15 protein-coding genes are annotated in these 15,915 nt (G+C 70.0%); 5 read left to right on the forward strand and 10 right to left on the reverse strand.

The window, feature by feature from the left end:
• The 4 genes from ACT6S0_RS21110 to ACT6S0_RS21125 all read right to left on the reverse strand — a co-directional run.
• The coding region (locus ACT6S0_RS21110) for a lactonase family protein (protein WP_444765736.1) at positions 1 to 450 on the reverse strand (450 nt) is incomplete at its 3' end.
• Positions 450 to 1,568 carry a DUF5009 domain-containing protein gene (locus ACT6S0_RS21115; protein WP_444765737.1) on the reverse strand — a complete coding sequence of 373 codons (1,119 nt, stop codon included), beginning with the start codon at positions 1,566 to 1,568 and terminating at the stop codon, positions 450 to 452. The genes ACT6S0_RS21110 and ACT6S0_RS21115, both read right to left, overlap by 1 nt.
• Positions 1,569 to 1,797: 229 nt before the next feature.
• Entirely contained in the window at positions 1,798 to 4,647 is a 2,850-nt protein-coding gene (locus ACT6S0_RS21120; RefSeq protein ID WP_444765738.1) for a TonB-dependent receptor, read from the reverse strand.
• A gap of 41 nt (positions 4,648 to 4,688) precedes the next feature.
• Entirely contained in the window at positions 4,689 to 5,399 is a 711-nt protein-coding gene (locus ACT6S0_RS21125; protein ID WP_444765739.1) for a chitinase, read from the reverse strand.
• A 112-nt stretch (positions 5,400 to 5,511) separates the two neighbouring features.
• On the opposite strand from ACT6S0_RS21125, the gene ACT6S0_RS21130 reads away from it, so the two are divergent.
• Both ACT6S0_RS21130 and ACT6S0_RS21135 read left to right on the forward strand, forming a co-directional pair.
• Positions 5,512 to 6,174: a response regulator transcription factor gene (locus ACT6S0_RS21130; protein ID WP_444765740.1), complete on the forward strand. Its 663-nt coding sequence runs from the start codon at positions 5,512 to 5,514 to the stop codon at positions 6,172 to 6,174.
• A 214-nt stretch (positions 6,175 to 6,388) separates the two neighbouring features.
• On the forward strand, positions 6,389 to 7,774 hold the full coding sequence (locus ACT6S0_RS21135) for a sensor histidine kinase (RefSeq protein ID WP_444765741.1): 1,386 nt from the start codon (positions 6,389 to 6,391) through the stop codon (positions 7,772 to 7,774).
• A gap of 79 nt (positions 7,775 to 7,853) precedes the next feature.
• On the opposite strand, the gene ACT6S0_RS21140 is transcribed toward ACT6S0_RS21135, so the two are convergent.
• Positions 7,854 to 8,855: an AraC family transcriptional regulator ligand-binding domain-containing protein gene (locus tag ACT6S0_RS21140; RefSeq protein WP_444765742.1), complete on the reverse strand. Its 1,002-nt coding sequence runs from the start codon at positions 8,853 to 8,855 to the stop codon at positions 7,854 to 7,856.
• Between the two features lie 127 nt (positions 8,856 to 8,982).
• Here ACT6S0_RS21140 and ACT6S0_RS21145 point away from each other — a divergent pair, with 127 nt between their 5' ends.
• Positions 8,983 to 9,957: an NAD-dependent epimerase/dehydratase family protein gene (locus ACT6S0_RS21145; RefSeq protein WP_444765743.1), complete on the forward strand. Its 975-nt coding sequence runs from the start codon at positions 8,983 to 8,985 to the stop codon at positions 9,955 to 9,957.
• Between the two features lie 160 nt (positions 9,958 to 10,117).
• On the opposite strand, the gene ACT6S0_RS21150 is transcribed toward ACT6S0_RS21145, so the two are convergent.
• From ACT6S0_RS21150 to ACT6S0_RS21160, 3 genes are all read right to left on the reverse strand, one after another.
• On the reverse strand, positions 10,118 to 10,627 hold the full coding sequence (locus ACT6S0_RS21150; RefSeq protein WP_444765744.1) for a DUF1993 domain-containing protein: 510 nt from the start codon (positions 10,625 to 10,627) through the stop codon (positions 10,118 to 10,120).
• A gap of 133 nt (positions 10,628 to 10,760) precedes the next feature.
• The gene (locus ACT6S0_RS21155; protein WP_444765745.1) at positions 10,761 to 12,224 is read right to left on the reverse strand and encodes an N-acyl-D-amino-acid deacylase family protein; all 1,464 of its coding nucleotides are present in this window, start codon (positions 12,222 to 12,224) and stop codon (positions 10,761 to 10,763) included.
• A complete protein-coding gene (locus tag ACT6S0_RS21160) occupies positions 12,224 to 13,498 on the reverse strand; it encodes an alanine racemase (RefSeq protein WP_444765746.1) in 1,275 nt (424 codons plus the stop codon). Before ACT6S0_RS21160 ends, ACT6S0_RS21155 begins: the two co-directional genes overlap by 1 nt.
• An 83-nt stretch (positions 13,499 to 13,581) precedes the next feature.
• On the opposite strand from ACT6S0_RS21160, the gene ACT6S0_RS21165 reads away from it, so the two are divergent.
• Complete coding sequence (locus tag ACT6S0_RS21165) at positions 13,582 to 13,980, forward strand: RidA family protein (protein ID WP_444765747.1); 399 nt, start codon at positions 13,582 to 13,584, stop codon at positions 13,978 to 13,980.
• A gap of 9 nt (positions 13,981 to 13,989) precedes the next feature.
• Here ACT6S0_RS21165 and ACT6S0_RS21170 read toward each other — a convergent pair whose 3' ends face one another.
• Entirely contained in the window at positions 13,990 to 14,499 is a 510-nt protein-coding gene (locus ACT6S0_RS21170) for a DUF1579 domain-containing protein (RefSeq protein WP_444765748.1), read from the reverse strand.
• Between the two features lie 224 nt (positions 14,500 to 14,723).
• Here ACT6S0_RS21170 and ACT6S0_RS21175 point away from each other — a divergent pair, with 224 nt between their 5' ends.
• The gene (locus ACT6S0_RS21175) at positions 14,724 to 15,092 is read left to right on the forward strand and encodes a DUF2200 domain-containing protein (protein WP_444765749.1); all 369 of its coding nucleotides are present in this window, start codon (positions 14,724 to 14,726) and stop codon (positions 15,090 to 15,092) included.
• Here ACT6S0_RS21175 and ACT6S0_RS21180 read toward each other — a convergent pair.
• Complete coding sequence (locus ACT6S0_RS21180; protein ID WP_444765750.1) at positions 15,077 to 15,454, reverse strand: VOC family protein; 378 nt, start codon at positions 15,452 to 15,454, stop codon at positions 15,077 to 15,079. The two genes, ACT6S0_RS21175 and ACT6S0_RS21180, sit on opposite strands and share 16 nt — an antisense overlap.
• Positions 15,455 to 15,915: the final 461 nt, after the last annotated feature.

A 15,915-nucleotide genomic window follows, 5' to 3' on the forward strand; every position in this document is an offset into this window, starting at 1 on the left:
ATCGGGGCCGGCGCAGCTGGGCCAGCTCTCGGCGGCGCCCAGGCGGCCGTCGGCACGCAGCGGCAGGGCGGCGAAGCGGGCATCGCCATAGTGCGCGACCCAGGCATGACCGGCGCTCAAGGACAGGTGGCAGGGCGAGCGGCCGCCGCTGGGCGCGCGCTGCAGCAGGCTCAAGCCGCCGGCCGCGTCCTGCGTGTAGACGGCGATGTGGTCGGCGCCTTCCTCGGCGGCGTAGAGGCGCTGGCTGTCGCCGGCCAGCCAGCTCGGGCTGCCTGCATTGGGGGTGACGCCGAGCGGCTTCAACGCGCCGTCGGCGCCGATGGCGTAGCTGTAGAGCCCCAGGCCCAGCGGGGCATAGGTGCCGACGTGCAGGAAGCGGGCAGCAGGCGCGGCAAGAGCGGGCATCAGCGGTGTGGCGGCGAGTACGAGGAGGTGGCGGCGCTTCATCATCACAGGCGCAACCTCAGCCCGGCGCGCAGCAGGAGCTTGAGCAGCAGGAGCACCCAGGCGAGATAGACCAGGCCACGCGCGACGCCGGCCCAGCCGCTGCTGAGCTCTGCCGGCCAGTGCCAGGAGACGAGGGCCGTCAGGGCGCCAAGGACGAAGGGGATCAGGTAGGCCAGCAGAGGATGGCGGGCCGCATCGCCCAGCAGCACAAAGGCCACGCGACCGGCGGCGCCGGCGGCCAGCGGGCGCAGAGCAAGGTAGAGCAGCAACGTTGCGCCAGCGCATGCCAGGCCCCAGCTCGGGGTCGCATAGATCTTGGACAGTGGCCAGTGCGGCCGCAGGCTCAAGCCCGCGGCCAGCAGCAAGAAGCCCAGCAGCAGTGCGAAGTGGGTGGCGCGCGCCGGCGCGTCGCGGCCGTGCAGCAACAGGGCCGTCGCCATGCCGGCCAGCACCAGCAGCGTGTGCGTGGCGTGGCCGCCGCCGCCCGCCTGGGGCGCCAGCCAGGCGAACCACGCGACGCAGACCGGCAGCGCGGCCAGCGCCAACGCCAGCCTTGCCCGCGGCGGCGCGGCGATGAAGAGCAGTGCCGCCAGGCCGTAGGCCCAGCCGATCAGGCCGAGGATGCCCCACCAGTGCAGGCCGATGCCGCCCGGGTAGACGGCGGCCAGCGTGATCAGCAGCCCGGCGCCCGCGGCTCGCCAGGGCCAGGCCAGCAAAGGCCCGCCGGCCATGCTGCCCCAGACGAGGAAGACGCCCACGAACGCCGCCAGCAACCAGGCCGATGCGTCGAAGCCCGCCGGCGCCATCTCGGCATTGACCATGAACAGCCCCGTCACCAGCAGCGCCAGACAGCGCTCGGCCGCGTGCCTGAGCGCGCCCACACGGCCGGCCGCGTCCAGCCGCGCCTGCAGCGCGAACGGCAGCGACATGCCAACGATGAACAGGAAGGCCGGGAACACCATGTCGACGAAGCTCATCGCGTCGGCATCGGCCGGCATGTGCTTCATCCAGCCGGGCAGCCCGGCGACGCCGGCCCATTGGTTGACGAGGATCATCACGGCGACCGTGAGGCCGCGCAGCAGGTCGATGCCCGGCCAGCGGGTCGGCGAGGGGTTTGTCATGGGCGGTGATTCAACAGCAAAAAAGGGCGGCCCAGGTGGGCCGCCCAACGTGCGGCAGAAGCAACTGCCACAACGAGGAAACTGTGGGCCCCTCGCCCAGTCTTGCGCTGGCTGAACGCCGGCAAGCCTGGTCGGTCCCCCGGGGGGACGACGACGCTCGCGGCATCGAGCCGCGAGAGTCGCCAGGGCGGGCCGGCTTGGGAGCGGCCCGGCGCTCGGCCCGCAAGACTCAATAGATCAGCCGCAGCGAGGCCATGTAGCGGCGACCGGTCCGATATGCGCCACGGACCAGCTTCTCCGTGTTCGCCACGCCCGGCACCTCGGCGTAGGAGCGGTACTCGCTGTCCATCAGGTTCATGGCGTCCAACCCGAGCGTCAGCTGTGAAGTGATCTTGAAGTTGACGCTGGCGTCCAGCGACTCGTGCCCGTCGGTGACCAGGAAGTTGCCGCGGTCGGCCTGGGTGTAGTACTTCGAGCGCCACGAGTATGTGGTGCGCGCGCTCCAGCGGTCGTTCTCGTAGAACGGGCTCAGGCTCACCTGGTGCTTGGAGTTGAAGGGCAGGCGCGAGACGCCCTCGGCCTTGGCGTTGGCGTTGGTGTAATTGGCCAGCACCCCCAGGCCGTTGCTGAATGCCGTCTGGTAAGCCAGCGAGAAGCCCTGGATGGTCGCGCTGCCGGCGTTGGCGGGGCGCGAGATGTCGTACTCGGTGTTGCGCTGCTGGTTCTGGTTGTAGTGCGTCTCCTTAGCGGTAGTCACCAGGATGTAGTCGTCGACCTTCTTGTGGAAGATCGTGCCCGCCAGGATGGAGTTGCTGGAGAAGTACCACTCCGCCGACACGTCCAGGTTGGTGGACTTGTAGGGGTTGAGGTTGGGGTTGCCGCCGCCGCCCGACAGCGTCGCGTCGCCGATCCACAGGTAGCTCGACATGTCGCCGTAGTTCGGACGGGCGATGACCTTGGCCGCCGAACCACGCAGCACAACCTTGTCGTTCAGGTCGTAGACCACGTTCAGGTTGGGCAGCACGTTGGTGTACTTCTTCGACACCGTGGTCTGGCCATAGGCCGTGGCGGGGCAGGGGCTGACATTGACCGTGCAGGCCCAGCCGATGCTGTCGGACTTGGTCTGCACCACGCGCACGCCGACGTTGCCGCGCAGGCGCTCGTGGGCGAAATCGCCCTGCAGGTAGGCGGCATTGACGTTCTCCTTGACCGTCCAGGTGTTGGAGGCATAGGACGGGTCGCTGAACGTGCTCGGCACTGGCATGGTCTGCCAGGGCGCCAGCCACTTGCCGCTGTTGATGTAGTCGGCCAGTGCCCAGCCGTCGACCATGAAGCGCTTGCTCAGGTCGCCGACGTCGCTGAAGCCGTCGAGGTAGTTGCCGGGCACCGCGGTCGGGCTGAACTGCGTGGCGCTCAGGTCGCCATAGCCCTTGATGGAGGCCAGCGAGACGCCGGACATCCGCTGACCGGTGACATGCTCGCGGCGCTTGACGCCGAAGCGCAGCTGGTAGAGCGGCGAGTCGAACATCACGCCGAAGTCCGCCTGGGCGTACTTCTCCTCGTCGCTCGTCGGCTTGGCGACGATGTTGCCGCCCCAGCCGGCGCCCCAGTTGGTGGCGCTCGGCGGGTTGGTGTGCCAGCCGCCGGCCGGGCCGCCGCCGTCGAGGCGGAAGCCGGAGGCGTCGGCGAACGGGCTGCCGGCCTTCTCGGGCGCCATGTGGGTGGCGATGTCGCTGATCGGCGCGGTCTGATAGCCGGTGAAGTTCAGCTTGGGCACCGAGCCGGTCAGGTCGTAGTTGTAGTGGGCCTTGCCCAGGAACTCGCCGAACACCTGGCGGTCGGTGCCGCCCTTGGCCTTGGAGGTGCCGGCATGGGCGGACGCGAACCAGCCGTCGTCCTTCCAGGTGGCCTTGAGGTCGTAGGCGTTGGTGTCGACCGTGGCGCGGCGGTTGATCAGGTCATAGACCGTCAGCGCGTTGCGGAACGAGGCCTTGGTGATGACGCCGCCCTCGACGGTCAGGTCGGTCATGGCGTTCAGCGAGTTCCAGGGGTTGCCGTTGAAGGCGAACATGGAATGCGTGATGTTGTCGTACTTGGCCTTGACGTCCAGGGCGTTGAACTCGATGTCGGCCTTCTTGTGCGGCTTGAACTGCACGGCCAGCGACAGCGTGTCGCGCTCGCGGACCTGGTCGAAGTAATGCGCGCTGACCGAGTTGGTCGTGACGGCGTTGGGGTTGGCCAGCAGCGTGGTGCGGCAGGCGCCGACGCAGCTCGGCGGCATGGTGGCCGGCGGGTTCTGCGACCAGTCGGTCGTGGTGGTGGTGATGGAGTTGGGCGAGCCGCCGCGGCCGTTGATGTAGTCGCGGCCATAGACCGTGCCATAGGACTCGACGCCATCGCGGCGGATCTGCTCTTCAGCACGCTGCGCCGACACCAGCACGCCGAAGGTGCTGGCGTCGTTCTTCCAGCCCAGCGTGCCCGACAGGGTCGGCTTGCCGCTGCGCGTGCGGTCGTTGTAGAGGTAGTTGACCGCGCCCGTCAGCGTCAGGCCCTTCAGGTCCAGCGGCTTGCGGGTGACGATGTTGACCGTGCCGCCGATGGAGCCTTCGTCCAGCCGCGCTTCGGGCGACTTGTGGACCTCGACCTTGCTGACCAGCTGCGGCGCCAGCAGCGAGTAGTTGAAGGTGCGGCCCTGCTGTTCGGCCATGAACCAGTCGCCCGAGGCGATGGCCTGGCCGTTGAGCAGCGTGCGGTTGAGCGCCGGGTCGGTGCCCAGGATGGAGACCTTCTCGCCCTGGCCGAAGGCCTTGTCGATGGTCACGCCGGGGATGACGGTGATGGCCTCGGCCACGTTGGTGGCGGGGAACTTGCCCACATCCTCGGCAGTGACGACATCCATGATGGAGTCGGCCTCGCGCTTGGTGTCCAGCGCCTTCTTCAGGCTGGCACGGATGCCGGTGACGACGACGCGCTCCAGCTCGTCGGCCGTCGGCTTGGCCGGCGCGGGCGCCGGCTGTGCGAATGCCGGCAGGCTCAGGCTCAGCAGCACGGCGGCTGCGATGGCGGACTGTCTGTGCATACTCTTCTTCTCTGGCATGGTCTCGTTCTCCGGGTGGGTTTTCAGCACCCCAGCGGGTGCATGAGGGGGACGCCGAACAGCTCGCTGGCGTGTTTGTAGAAGTCGCTGCGGCGCGCGTTCTTGCGCAGCGCGTCGGGGTCGGTCGGCTTGTCGCATTCCAGCGGGCCGTTGATGGCGCGCGTCGTCGCGCCAAAGCCGGCACCGCCGCGCAGCGCCGCATGGGCCGGCTGGCTGGACTCGCCCGGCTGCGTCATCCAGTACCACAGCGCGGTGCGCCAGGCGACGGTGGAGTCCCGCGCGACCCGGTCGGGGTCGCTCCACAGGTCGATGCCGAGGAAATCACCCGCCGCCTTGTACTGGTAGTTCCAGCTCAGCTGGATGGGACCGCGGCCGTAGTACTGCTGGCCCGGCGCGCAGCCCAGGCGGGCGTCGGCGCGGCAGTAGTGGTCCCAGTTGGCGCGCTTGTACTCGCGCTGGGCGCGCAGCTGGTCGCTCTCGTGCGCGATCTGGCCCAGAAACGCCGCCATCTCCTGGCGGCGCTGCGTGTCGCTGCCCCAGCTGGCAAAGCCGGGCGTCTGGCGCACCGCCTCGACAAAACCCTCATAGCTGTAGAAGGCGATGCGCTCCGGGAACAGCTGGTCGAACTGGGTGCGGCTGGGCAGGAAGGCCGCGTCGGCCGCCGCGGTGGACAGCGCCGACAGCGGCATCAGCAGTGACAAGGACAGGCAGAGTCGGGCGGGAACGAAGGTCATGCGCAGGCAGCAGGTGCATCAAGAATGGAGCGACTGTCCGCCCGGCCGCCTACACGCTGCTTCAACGACTTGTTAAGGCCGCCTTAACGCGGTTGTCACTAAAGTGCGGCTCATGCGAATCTGCCTGCTCGAGGACGATCTGGAACTGGGGCGCTCGCTGCAGGCCCTGCTGCAGAACGCCGACCACGAGGTGATGTGGCTGCGCCGCATCGCCGACGCCAAGCTGTGGGTGGGCGAGGGCGGCTTCGACGCCGTCGTCATGGACCTGGGCCTGCCCGACGGCGACGGCATGGAGCTGCTGCGCCAGCTGCGCCGCCAGCAGCGCAAGCTGCCGCTGATCGTCATCACCGCGCGCGACGCCATCGAGGACCGGCTGGACGGCCTGGACGGTGGCGCCGACGACTACCTCGTCAAGCCCTTTGCCGGCTCCGAGCTGCTGGCGCGGCTGCGCGCCGTGGTGCGGCGCAGCCAGGGCGACGCCGCCGAGGCCGGGCCCGCCGAATGGCAGCTGCGCGACCTGGTGCTGGACGAGCCGCGCATGGAGGTGCGGCGCGGCCTGGAGCGCGTGCCGCTGTCGCGCACCGAGTTCAGCATCCTGTTGACGCTGATCAAACTGCCCGACCGCGTCGTCACGCGCCGCCAGCTGGAGAACCGCGCGCCCTGCCAGATGGACGGCCGCAGCCTGGACGTGCACATCTCCAACCTGCGCCGCAAGATCGGCGAGGGCTATATCCGCACGGTGCGCGGCGTGGGCTACCTGGTCGAGCGAGAGTGATGAGCCCCTCGTCCAAGGGGTGCCTTGGCCGGGACCGCTCTGCGGCCAGCGGCCGCAAAGCTTCGGCAGGCACGACAAGTCCACAGGACTTGCCGTGTCCGGCCTCAGCCCCCGAGGGGACGGCGATGCTTGCGGCATTGAGCCGCGCGCACATCGCCAGACGGGCCGGCTTGGGGCGGCCCGGCGCTCGGTCCAATGCACGAGCGTCATCGTCATGACCGCCGACGCCAGCACCCCGCAGCGCTCACTGTTCCGGCGCAGCCTGGGCGCCATGTTCGCCGTGCTCTTCATGATCTGGTTGTTCCTGGTCGCGCGCGAGCTCATCGACATCCGTGTGCTGCAGGTCAGGAATGGCCAGGCCGAGAACATGCTGTGGGCCGAGCTGGCGCTGGAGCGCTCGCGCGACACGCATGCCGATGCGGCGCAGCTGCAGGAGGCCCTGCTGCACCTGGAGGGCATGCGCGCGCGCGAATGGCGCCTCAAGGGCCACCGCACGCCGTTCCGGCTGCTGCAGGTGCTCAGGCGCGACGAGCTGCTGGCCGAGCTGACCCCCGACCTGAGCGGCCGCGACCGCGCGCTGCCGCAGGAATCGGTGCCGGGCCAGGACGACCGCTGGCTCTACACCGAGGTGCGCGACGATGCCCGCGAGCTGGTCGTGCGGCGCTGGCAGGAGCGCCCGGGCGACTGGCACTTCAGCCTCGCCGGCCTGAGCTACTACGCCCGCCCGCTGCTCTACGGCCTGCCGCTGCTGGCGCTGCCGCTGTGGCTGCTGTTCCGCCGCGGCTTTGCACCGCTGCAGCGCATCGGCGCGCAGATCTCGCAGCGCTCCGCGCAAGACCTGACACCGCTGCCCGCCACCCGCTATGTGGAGCTGGCGCCGCTCGTCAACGCCGTCAACTCGCTGATGGCGCGGCTGCAGCAGCGGCTGGACCGCGAGCATGAATTCCTGGCCGATGCGGCCCACGAGCTGAAGACGCCGCTGGCCGTCATCCAGCTCAACTCCGAGGAGCTGGACCAGGCCGACCCGCGCTCCCGCGACGAGGCCAGGGAGCGCCTGCGCCTGGGCGTGCAGCGCGCCACGCACACGGTGCACCAGCTGCTGGCGCTGGCCCGCTCGGGGGCCGACACGCTGGACCTCAGCAAGGGCCGCCACGACCTCGTCGACCTGGTGCGCGAGCGTGTCGCACTCGCCGTCGGCCTGGCCATGCAGCGGCGCATCGAGCTGGAGCTGGTGGCGCCCGAGGAGCTGCCCATGTGGCTGAACCGCGAGTCGCTGTGCAGCCTGGTTGACAACCTCGTCGACAACGCCATCAAGTACTCGCCGCTGGGCGGGCATGTGACGGTGGCGCTGGGGGAAGCTGGCGAGACCGTCGAGCTGACCGTCAGCGACGCCGGCCCGGGCATTCCGGCCGAGCTGCGCCAGCGCGTCTTCGAGCGCTTCGTGCGCCTGGCGGGCGACCAGCAATGCCACGGCAGCGGGCTGGGGCTGACCATCGTGGAGCGGGCGGCGGCGCAGCATGGCGCGACGGTGGAGCTGCTGGACGGGCCGGCTGGGCGGGGATTGACGGTGAAGGTCAGCTTTCCTGGGGCGGAGGCTTGAGAGGCGCAGGGGGCGGCGACGTGGCGACCACGGGAGCGGCCGTCCGGCGCCTGGCGCGCGAGCGACGGCAACCCACGGCCTAGCCAGCGATCAAGCGCGCCCGCAAAGCGCCCGGCGACGCACCAAACCAGCGCTGGCAGGCCGCAGCCAGGCCGCGTTCCTCATAGCCGAGGAAGAAGGCCACTTCCTTCAATGCCACCCGGGGCTCGCTGAGCAGCTGCTCGGCGCGCCGCCGCTGGGCCGAATCGCGCAGCACACCGAAGTTGGTGCCTTCCTCCTTCAGCCGTCGCTGCAGGCTCCGAGCGCTGAGGCCGAGCTGGGCGGCCACGGTCTCCACCTCGTTGGCGCCGAGTGCGATGAGGTGGGAGACCCGCGCTGCCACGGCGGGCTCGCGGTCCAGCAGCTTCAATTGCAGATCGGCCTGGGTGGCCAGCGTCTGGACCAGCAGCGGGTGGCTGCCCGGCAACGCCTGCCGCAGCAGCGCGGCGGGCAGTTCCAGCCAGTAGCAGGGCTCATCGAACACGACCTCGCAGCCGAGCCGCGATCGATAGTCGCCCAGCGTCGTGCCGGCCGGCTGGGCATGGCCGAGGCCGAGCGACAGGCCCATGTCATGAACGGGCCGCCCGAGCAGCAGCGACATCATCCGCAACACGTAGCAGAGGTCCATCTCGTAGGCCGCGGCCGGGTGACGAATCCGCGGCTCGATGAACAGCCGCAGGGCGTCGCCATGGCTTGCCAAGCGCACCACCTTGTCTTCGTCGATGACGAGCCGCCAGTAGGTCGTGGCCTGCTCCAGCGCCTGCTGCACCGTGCGAGCGTTCAGCAAGAAAAACTCCACCAGCCCATAGCGCCCGAGCCGGAAGCGCGCGCCGAGCTTCAGCCCGATCAGCGGATCTGCCGTTTGGGCCAGCAGCGCCTGCCAGAGCGCGGTGAAGGCACTGAGCGGCAGGCGGTCGGCATTGCGGTGCAGGCCGGCGAGATTGGTCTGCCAGTCCGCCACGTCCAGCCCCTCTTCCGCCGCTGCCCACACGAGGTTCTCGAAGAAAGCCGCGGACATGGTGTAGCTGGCAGGTGCGCTCATGCGCTGAGTTATAGCGGACCGCCGCGCTGGCGCCGCAGTGCCGCAGCGTGGCGCGCCGGTTCAGTGCCGCGCCGGGCTGGCCTTCCTACAGTGGCCTGGCCCCTTCCTCGAACAGAAAGCAGTCGCGATGACGACCTCGATTTCCCTTGTGACCGGCGCCAATGGCCATCTGGGCAACACCCTCGTGCGTGCCCTGCTCGACCGCGGCCACACCGTGCGCGCGGGCGTGCGCCGGATGGATGACGCTGCCCCCTTCCAAGGACTGAGCTGCGAGCGCGTGCCGCTGGAGCTGCGCGACGCCGCCTCGCTGCAACGCGCACTCGTTGGCGTCGACACGCTCTACCAGGTGGCCGCCGTCTTCCGGCATTGGGCGCCCGACCCGGAACGCGACATCATCCAGCCCAACGTCGATGGCACCCGCCTCGTTCTGCAGGCCGCCGCCGCGGCGGGCGTGCGCAAGGTCGTCTATGTCAGCTCGGTCGCTGCGGTCGGTCACGACGGCAGGCCGCTCGACGAGAGCCACTGGAACGACGAGGCCGACAACCCCTACTACCGCTCCAAGATCGAGTCGGAGCGGGCCGCCTGGGAGACGGCGCGGCGCCTGAACCTGCCGCTCGTGGCCGTGCTGCCCGGCGCCATGGTCGGGCCCAACAATCACCGCCTGACGGACACGATGCAGTTCCTGGAGGCGGTGCGCATCGGCAAAGTGCCGCTGGACCCCGATGTCCATTTCAACTTCGTCGACGTGCGCGATGTGGCCGAAGGCATGATCCGGGCGGCGGAGCGCGGGCGGCCGGGCGAGCGTTACATCCTGGCGAACCGGCACAGCGCCTCGCTGGCCGACATGCTCCGGGCGCTGGGTACGGGCCGCAAGCCGCCGGCCAGGGCGCCGCGCAGCTTGCTGATGGCCATGGCGTGGCTGCAGGAAGCCATGGCGCGCCTCACCGGCCGTGCCCCCGAGTTGTTGCGCAGCCAGGTGCGGCTCTTTCACGGCGTGCGTCAGGAGTACGACATTGGCAAGGCCACGCGTGAACTCGGCTACGCGCCGCGCCCGCCGGCCGAGGCGCTTGCCGCCGGGTTTGCCTGGCTGGCTGCAAGGTGACACGGCCCCCCGGCAGGGAGTCTCGGCGCCAATCGGCATCAGACAGGCGCCCCGGTGGGGCGATGTCGTCACCCGCCGCTTCGTCGCACGCGGCCGGCGCGTGTCCGGCTGCGCGCCAGGTCAGTCGGACCGCATCAACCCCGACGGCCGCGTCGAGGGCTCAGTACGCGCCCATGTAGTCCTTCTTGCCGATCTGGATGCCGTTGTGGCGCAGGATGGCGTAGACGGTGGTGACGTGAAAGAAGAACTGCGGCAGTCCGTAGTGGGCCAGATAGGCTCGACCGCTGAACTTCCTTTCCTTGGGCGTGCCAGGGCGCAAGACGATCTCGCGCTCGTCGGCGGCGTCGAACTGTGCGGGCTGCAGGCTGTCCAGGAACAGCAGGCTTTCCTCCAGCATCGCGGTCAGGTCGGCGAAGGTCTGCTCCTGTGCGTCATTGGCGGGAACGGCCACCCCCGCAAGACGGGCACTGACGCCACGCGCAAAGTCCGCCGCGATCTGCACCTGCTTCAGCAAGGGAAACATGTCGGGGAAGAGCCGCGCCTGCAGGTAGGCCGCAGGCTCGATGGCGTGAGCGGTGGCATGGCTGTCAGCCTTTGCCAGCACGGCCTTCATGGCACTGAGCATCTGCTTGAAGACGGGAACCGATTGCATGTACATCGTCGAGGTCATGGGTGTTGTCCTGGTGGAAGCGTTGAACTTGGCGCGGGAGGGTCGGCCGTGAGCAGCCAGCCCGTGCCGCTTGAACCGTGGAGAAGGGCCACGTTCGCAGGCGCGCATCATCGCCGCCCGTTGCCGCAAGGGGCTACTGCGCGCTTGAGTCTGGGCACGGCGAGCGCGACGGGCGGCCTACCGGTTTGGCAAGCACCCGCCCGGCGCGCGCGCGTGGCGTGTGGCCGTCCAGCGCCAGTCCGCCGTTCACCCACACGGCCGCGACGCCGGCGGCCGGCGTCGTCGGTTCGCCGTAGTCGGCACGGTCCGCCAGCCGCTCGGCGTCGAAAAGCACCAGATCCGCCGCCGCTCCCACGCGCAGCAAGCCACGGTCCATGAGGCCAAAGCGTTGCGCCGTCAGCCCTGTCATCTTGTGCACCGCCTGCGCCAGCGTCAGCAGCCCGCGCTCGCGGCCGTAGTGGGCCCAGACGCGCGGGAAGGCGCCCCACAGGCGCGGGTGGGGGAAGCGGTCGTGCGGCAGGCCGTCGGAGCCGATCATCGCCAGCGGGTGGGTGAGGATGCGGTCGACGTCGTCGTCACACATCTGGAAGTAGCAGGCGCCGCCCGGCTGCAGCCGCGCGACGGCCTCGGGTTCGCTGCACGCCCAGTCGCGCGCAATGTCGGCCAGCCAGCGGCCGGCCAGCCCGGGGTGGGCCTCGCTCCACGTCAGGCGGATGGGCGTGAGGCCATCGGCCAGGTCCGCGCGCAGCACGGTGGAGCCGGCCAGGTAGGGGTAGACGTCCAGCCCCAGCGCCTGGCGCTCGCTCAAGCGCTCTATGAGCGCCAGCGTCTGCAGGCTGCGCCCCCACTGCGCGCGGCCGGCGCATTTGTGGTGGGAGATGACCAGCGGCAGGCCGGCGCGGTATGCACAGTCGGCGGCCTCGGTGATGGCGGCCAGCACGCCGGCCATCTCGTCACGCAGGTGCACCGCGTAGACGCCGCCGTGGCGGGCGGCAACGCGGGCCAGCGCCAGCAGCTCGGTGGCGTTGGCGGCCGCGGCGGGGGCGTAGAAGGTGCCGGAGGACAGGCCCGCCGCGCCTTGGCTCATGGCCTCATCGAGCAACGCGCACATCGCGTCGCGCTCGGCGGCGGTGGCGGGGCGGCTCAGGTCGCGCATGCAGCGCAGCCGCAGCGCCGTGTGGCCCACCAAGCCGACCGCGTTGACGGCGGGCCTGGCGGCGTTGACGGCCGCGCGCCAGTCGGCGAACGACGCATGCCGGAACTGCTCGCGGGCCAGCAGGTTCATCGGCGGCGGCGGGTCGGCCGTCACCAGCGGCGCCAGCGAGATGCCGCAGTTGCCGGTGACGACGGTGGTGACGCCCTGGGTCAGCTTCGGGCGCATGGCGGGCGCCGCGATCAGCGCCGCGTCGTCATGGCTGTGTGCGTCGATGAATCCTGGCGCCAGCACCAGGCCGTGGCAGTCGCGGCGCGGCACGGCTGGATCGACGTGCAAGGCCGGGCCCATGCCGGCGATGCGCTCGCCATCGATCAGCAGCTCACCCGTCCAGCCCGGCGCGCCGCTGCCATCGACGATCAGCGCGCCCTGCAGCAGCAACATCAGCTGAACTGCGTCGTGATCGCATCCACCACGCGGTCCTGCTCATCGACGACCGCCATCCAGGCCCATTTGTCGAAGGTCGTGCAGGGGTGCGACGGCCCCAGCGCGACGCGCTCGCCGACGGCCGGACCGTCGGTCCCGGCCGGGTCCCAGCGCAGGTAGGCGTGCTGGTCGTTCAGGCCCGTCACCTGCCAGCCGGTGGGCGCCACGCGCTCGCCGCCGCGCAGATGCCATACGGGCACCGGCCAGCCTTGGTCGAAGGACACATCGCGCCGGCCCGCGTTCAGCAGCGCCAGGCCCGGCTCAGGCGCAGACAGCACCTGCGTCCACACCTCCAGCGCCGGCTGCAGGCTGGGCGCGCCCAGTGGCGTGCCCATGCGTTCGTCCATGGCCCGCATGTAGCGGCCGTAGTGGGCGTGGTCGTGGCAGACGTAGCAGCCGGAGCGCAGCAGGCCCAGGCGCCCGGGGCGCCCGGCCAGCACCGGCGCCACCAGGTCGAACAGCGCCGAGCCACCGCCGCTGAGCCACAGCGGCTGTAGGTCGATCAGCCCCTGGGCCTCGATATCGACCAGCAGCGCCTCCACGCGCGCCTGCCATTGCTGCATCAGCGCGCGGTCGGGCCCGGTCTCGCCCACCACTTGCAGGCCCTCGTAGAAACCGATGCCGCGCAGGCGCAACGCCGGGTGGGTCTGCAGCGCACGCGCCAGTTCCAAGGCCGGGCCGTGTTCGCGCAGGCCACAGCGCCTGTCCCCCAGCTCGATCAACACGTCGAGCCGTGGCTCGCTGCCGCCCAGCGCCGCCCAGTGCGAGGCGATGAGGTCCAGCTGGGCCTGCGAGTCGACAAAGAAGGCCAGCTCCACGCCGGGGTGGCGGCGCCGCAGGTCCAGCAGTTCGTCCAGGTCGGTGGCAGTGACGAGCTGGTTGGCGATCAACGCCCGCCGTGCGCCCGCCGCCAGGCCCAGGCGCAGCTGGTGCACGTTGGCAAACGTCAGGCCCCAGGCGCCGGCATCGAGCTGGCGGCGGAACAGCTGCGGGCTCATCGTCGTCTTGCCATGCGGCGCCAGCTGCACGCCACGCTCGGTGGCGAACTGCTGCATCCATTCGATGTTGTGCGTCAGTGCCGCCTGCCGCACGACGGCCAGCGGCGTCGGCAGCTCATCGAGCTGCCAGCCGCGCTGCGCGACATCAGCCAGCGGCAGCGGCGCTTGCAGCGCCGGGAAGCCTTTCAGCCACGGACCAAGCCAGCCGGCGCGCGGGGTGTCGTTGTCGTCCATGCGGCGATCATCGCGCCGCTGTCTGAAGGGCGTCTAAAGGCGGCGCTTGCGCAAGACCCGGCCCCGCCACAGACTGCCGCGCCATGACTGCATCCACCCTCGTCTTCCTCGGCGCCGAGCCCACCGCCAGCGACCGCCAGCCCCGCCCCCTGTCCCCGGCCGTGCGCGCGGGCGACTTCGTCTACGTCTCCGGCCAGGTGCCGGTGGACGCCAGCGGCCAGATCGTCGACGGCGGCATCGAGGCGCAGACGCGCCAGGTCTTCGACAACCTCGAAGCGGCGCTGGCGCTGGCCGGCGCCACGCTGGCCGACGTCTGCAAGACCACCGTCTGGCTTGAAGACGCGCGCGACTTCGGCGCCTTCAACCGCGTCTACATGGGCTACTTCCCGGGCGGCAAACCGGCGCGCTCCACTGTTGAGGCGCGACTGATGATCCCTGCCAAGGTCGAGATCGACGTGGTGGCCTACCGGCCGCTGGCATAGCGCCCGGCTTTACAGCGTCAGCGGAGCGCGACGGTAGTTGACCTCGACGGCGAGAGCCTCCTCCCCGGCCGGCGTGATGTTGAACATGCGGATGTCCAGATGCTCGGCGTCGGGCTGCGACAGCTCGGTGCGCCAGCCCCAGCGCGGGCCGCCGGCGCCATCGGCATAACTGCCCAGCGCGCCGAAGCGGCCGTCTTCCACCTTGCCGGTGCTGAACATGATGGACGTGCCGGTGCCAAAGCTCTCACCCCAGGCGCATTCGAAGGCCTGGTCGTCAAGGTGGTAGGCCCACAGCGCGACGCCCTCGAAGGGCTCGCCGCTGCAGCGGCCTTCGTACTCGTGCAGCAGGAAGCGGCCGCCGGCGATGAGGCGGATGCGCCCCCGCTGCACCGAATCGTCGGCCGGCTTGCCGGGCTCGAACCAAAGCCGGAACCGGCCCTCCCACTCGCCGGCCATCGCCGCCAGCCGATGATGCATGCCGCCGGGTGCCGCGGAACTCAGGAATGCTTCTTTGCTCATGGGGCTTCCTTGGGTGACAAGCGCCGCCGACGCGCTGCGCCGATGTCGACGCCGTGTCATCGTAGTGGGAGGCGGCGCCGCAGCAGATGGCGCGCGGTTGCGCCGTCAGCAACCGCGTTCTGCAAAGCCCTCTGCGCGATCCGCCTCGACGGGCGGCATCGACGCCGCCGTTTACCGCCTGCCACTTACCATTTGCCGCTCGCCCGCCGCCCGGAGCCTGCCCCATGACAGCCCACCGCATCTTCTCGACGCCCTTCGCCAAGGTCTACCCGATGTATGTGCAAAAGGCCGAGCGCAAGGGCCGCACCCAGGCCGAGGTCGACCAGGCCATTTGCTGGCTGACCGGCTACGACGCCGCGAGCCTGCAGCGCCAGATCGAGCGGCAGGTCGATTTCGAGACCTTCTTCGCCGAGGCGCCGGCCCTGCATCCGAACGCCGCGCTCATCAAGGGCGTGGTCTGCGGCATCCGCGTGGAAGACATCGAGGACCCGCTGATGCAGAAGCTGCGCTGGCTCGACAAGTTGGTCGATGAAATCGCCAAGGGCAAGGCGATGGACAAGGTCCTGCGCAGCCAGCCTCACTGCATGGAGTGAAAGCCCAGCTTGTTGCCTTCGCTGTCGATGAAGTGCGCGAAGAAGCCGAAGCCGCTGCCGATGTCGGTCTTGGGCACCGCGACCGAGCCGCCGGCGCCCTCGACCCGCGCGAGCTTGTCGGCGAGGTCGTCGCCGCCGTTGAGGTAGACGATGGTGCCCTGCTGGGACGGCGTGCAGCCCTCGCCCTGCACGATGGCGCCGCCGACGACGTCGGGGTCAGATGACAGCATGCCCATCTTCATGGGGCCCATCTCCATGGTTTCGATGCGCAGGCCGAGCACCGTCTCATAGAAGGCCTTGGCGCGGTCGAAGTCGGTCACCGGGATCTCGAACCAGTTGATGGCGTGGGGATTTGCGGACATGCGGAACTCCGGATGGAAAGTGGGATGGTGGCAGTGGCGGGTGGACTTTGCCAAGAATGCATTTGTCCGCAACCCCTGGCGGTGGAGCTAGGGGGGCAGGCCACCAGCGCGCGGGCCGCGTCGCCATCAGCTCGTCGCGCCAGTCGCCCAGGGTGGCGATTTTGGCGGTGATGGGCTGGGCGGGGGATTCGGTTTGCATGGCAACCCCGGTGCATGCAAGTGTGACGCCGGCATTGCGGTGTCCCCCTTCTTGAGACAACCTTCAGATGCGCTTGAGATAGACCCAAGCAGAGCGGCCAGAAGATGAGCGCATGTCGTTTCCGCCCTTCGCTGCCGCGCTGCTGCCCCAGCCGCAAGCCCTGACCCTGCTGCCCGGCGCCGGCCCGGCCGTGGCCGGCTTGCGTGACCTGCCGGCCGCGTTGCAGGCGTTGCTGCCGGCCGACGCAGGCGCGGCCTCGGCG

Source organism: Roseateles sp., from assembly GCF_052436255.1.
Classification (GTDB): Bacteria; Pseudomonadota; Gammaproteobacteria; order Burkholderiales; family Burkholderiaceae_C; genus Pelomonas.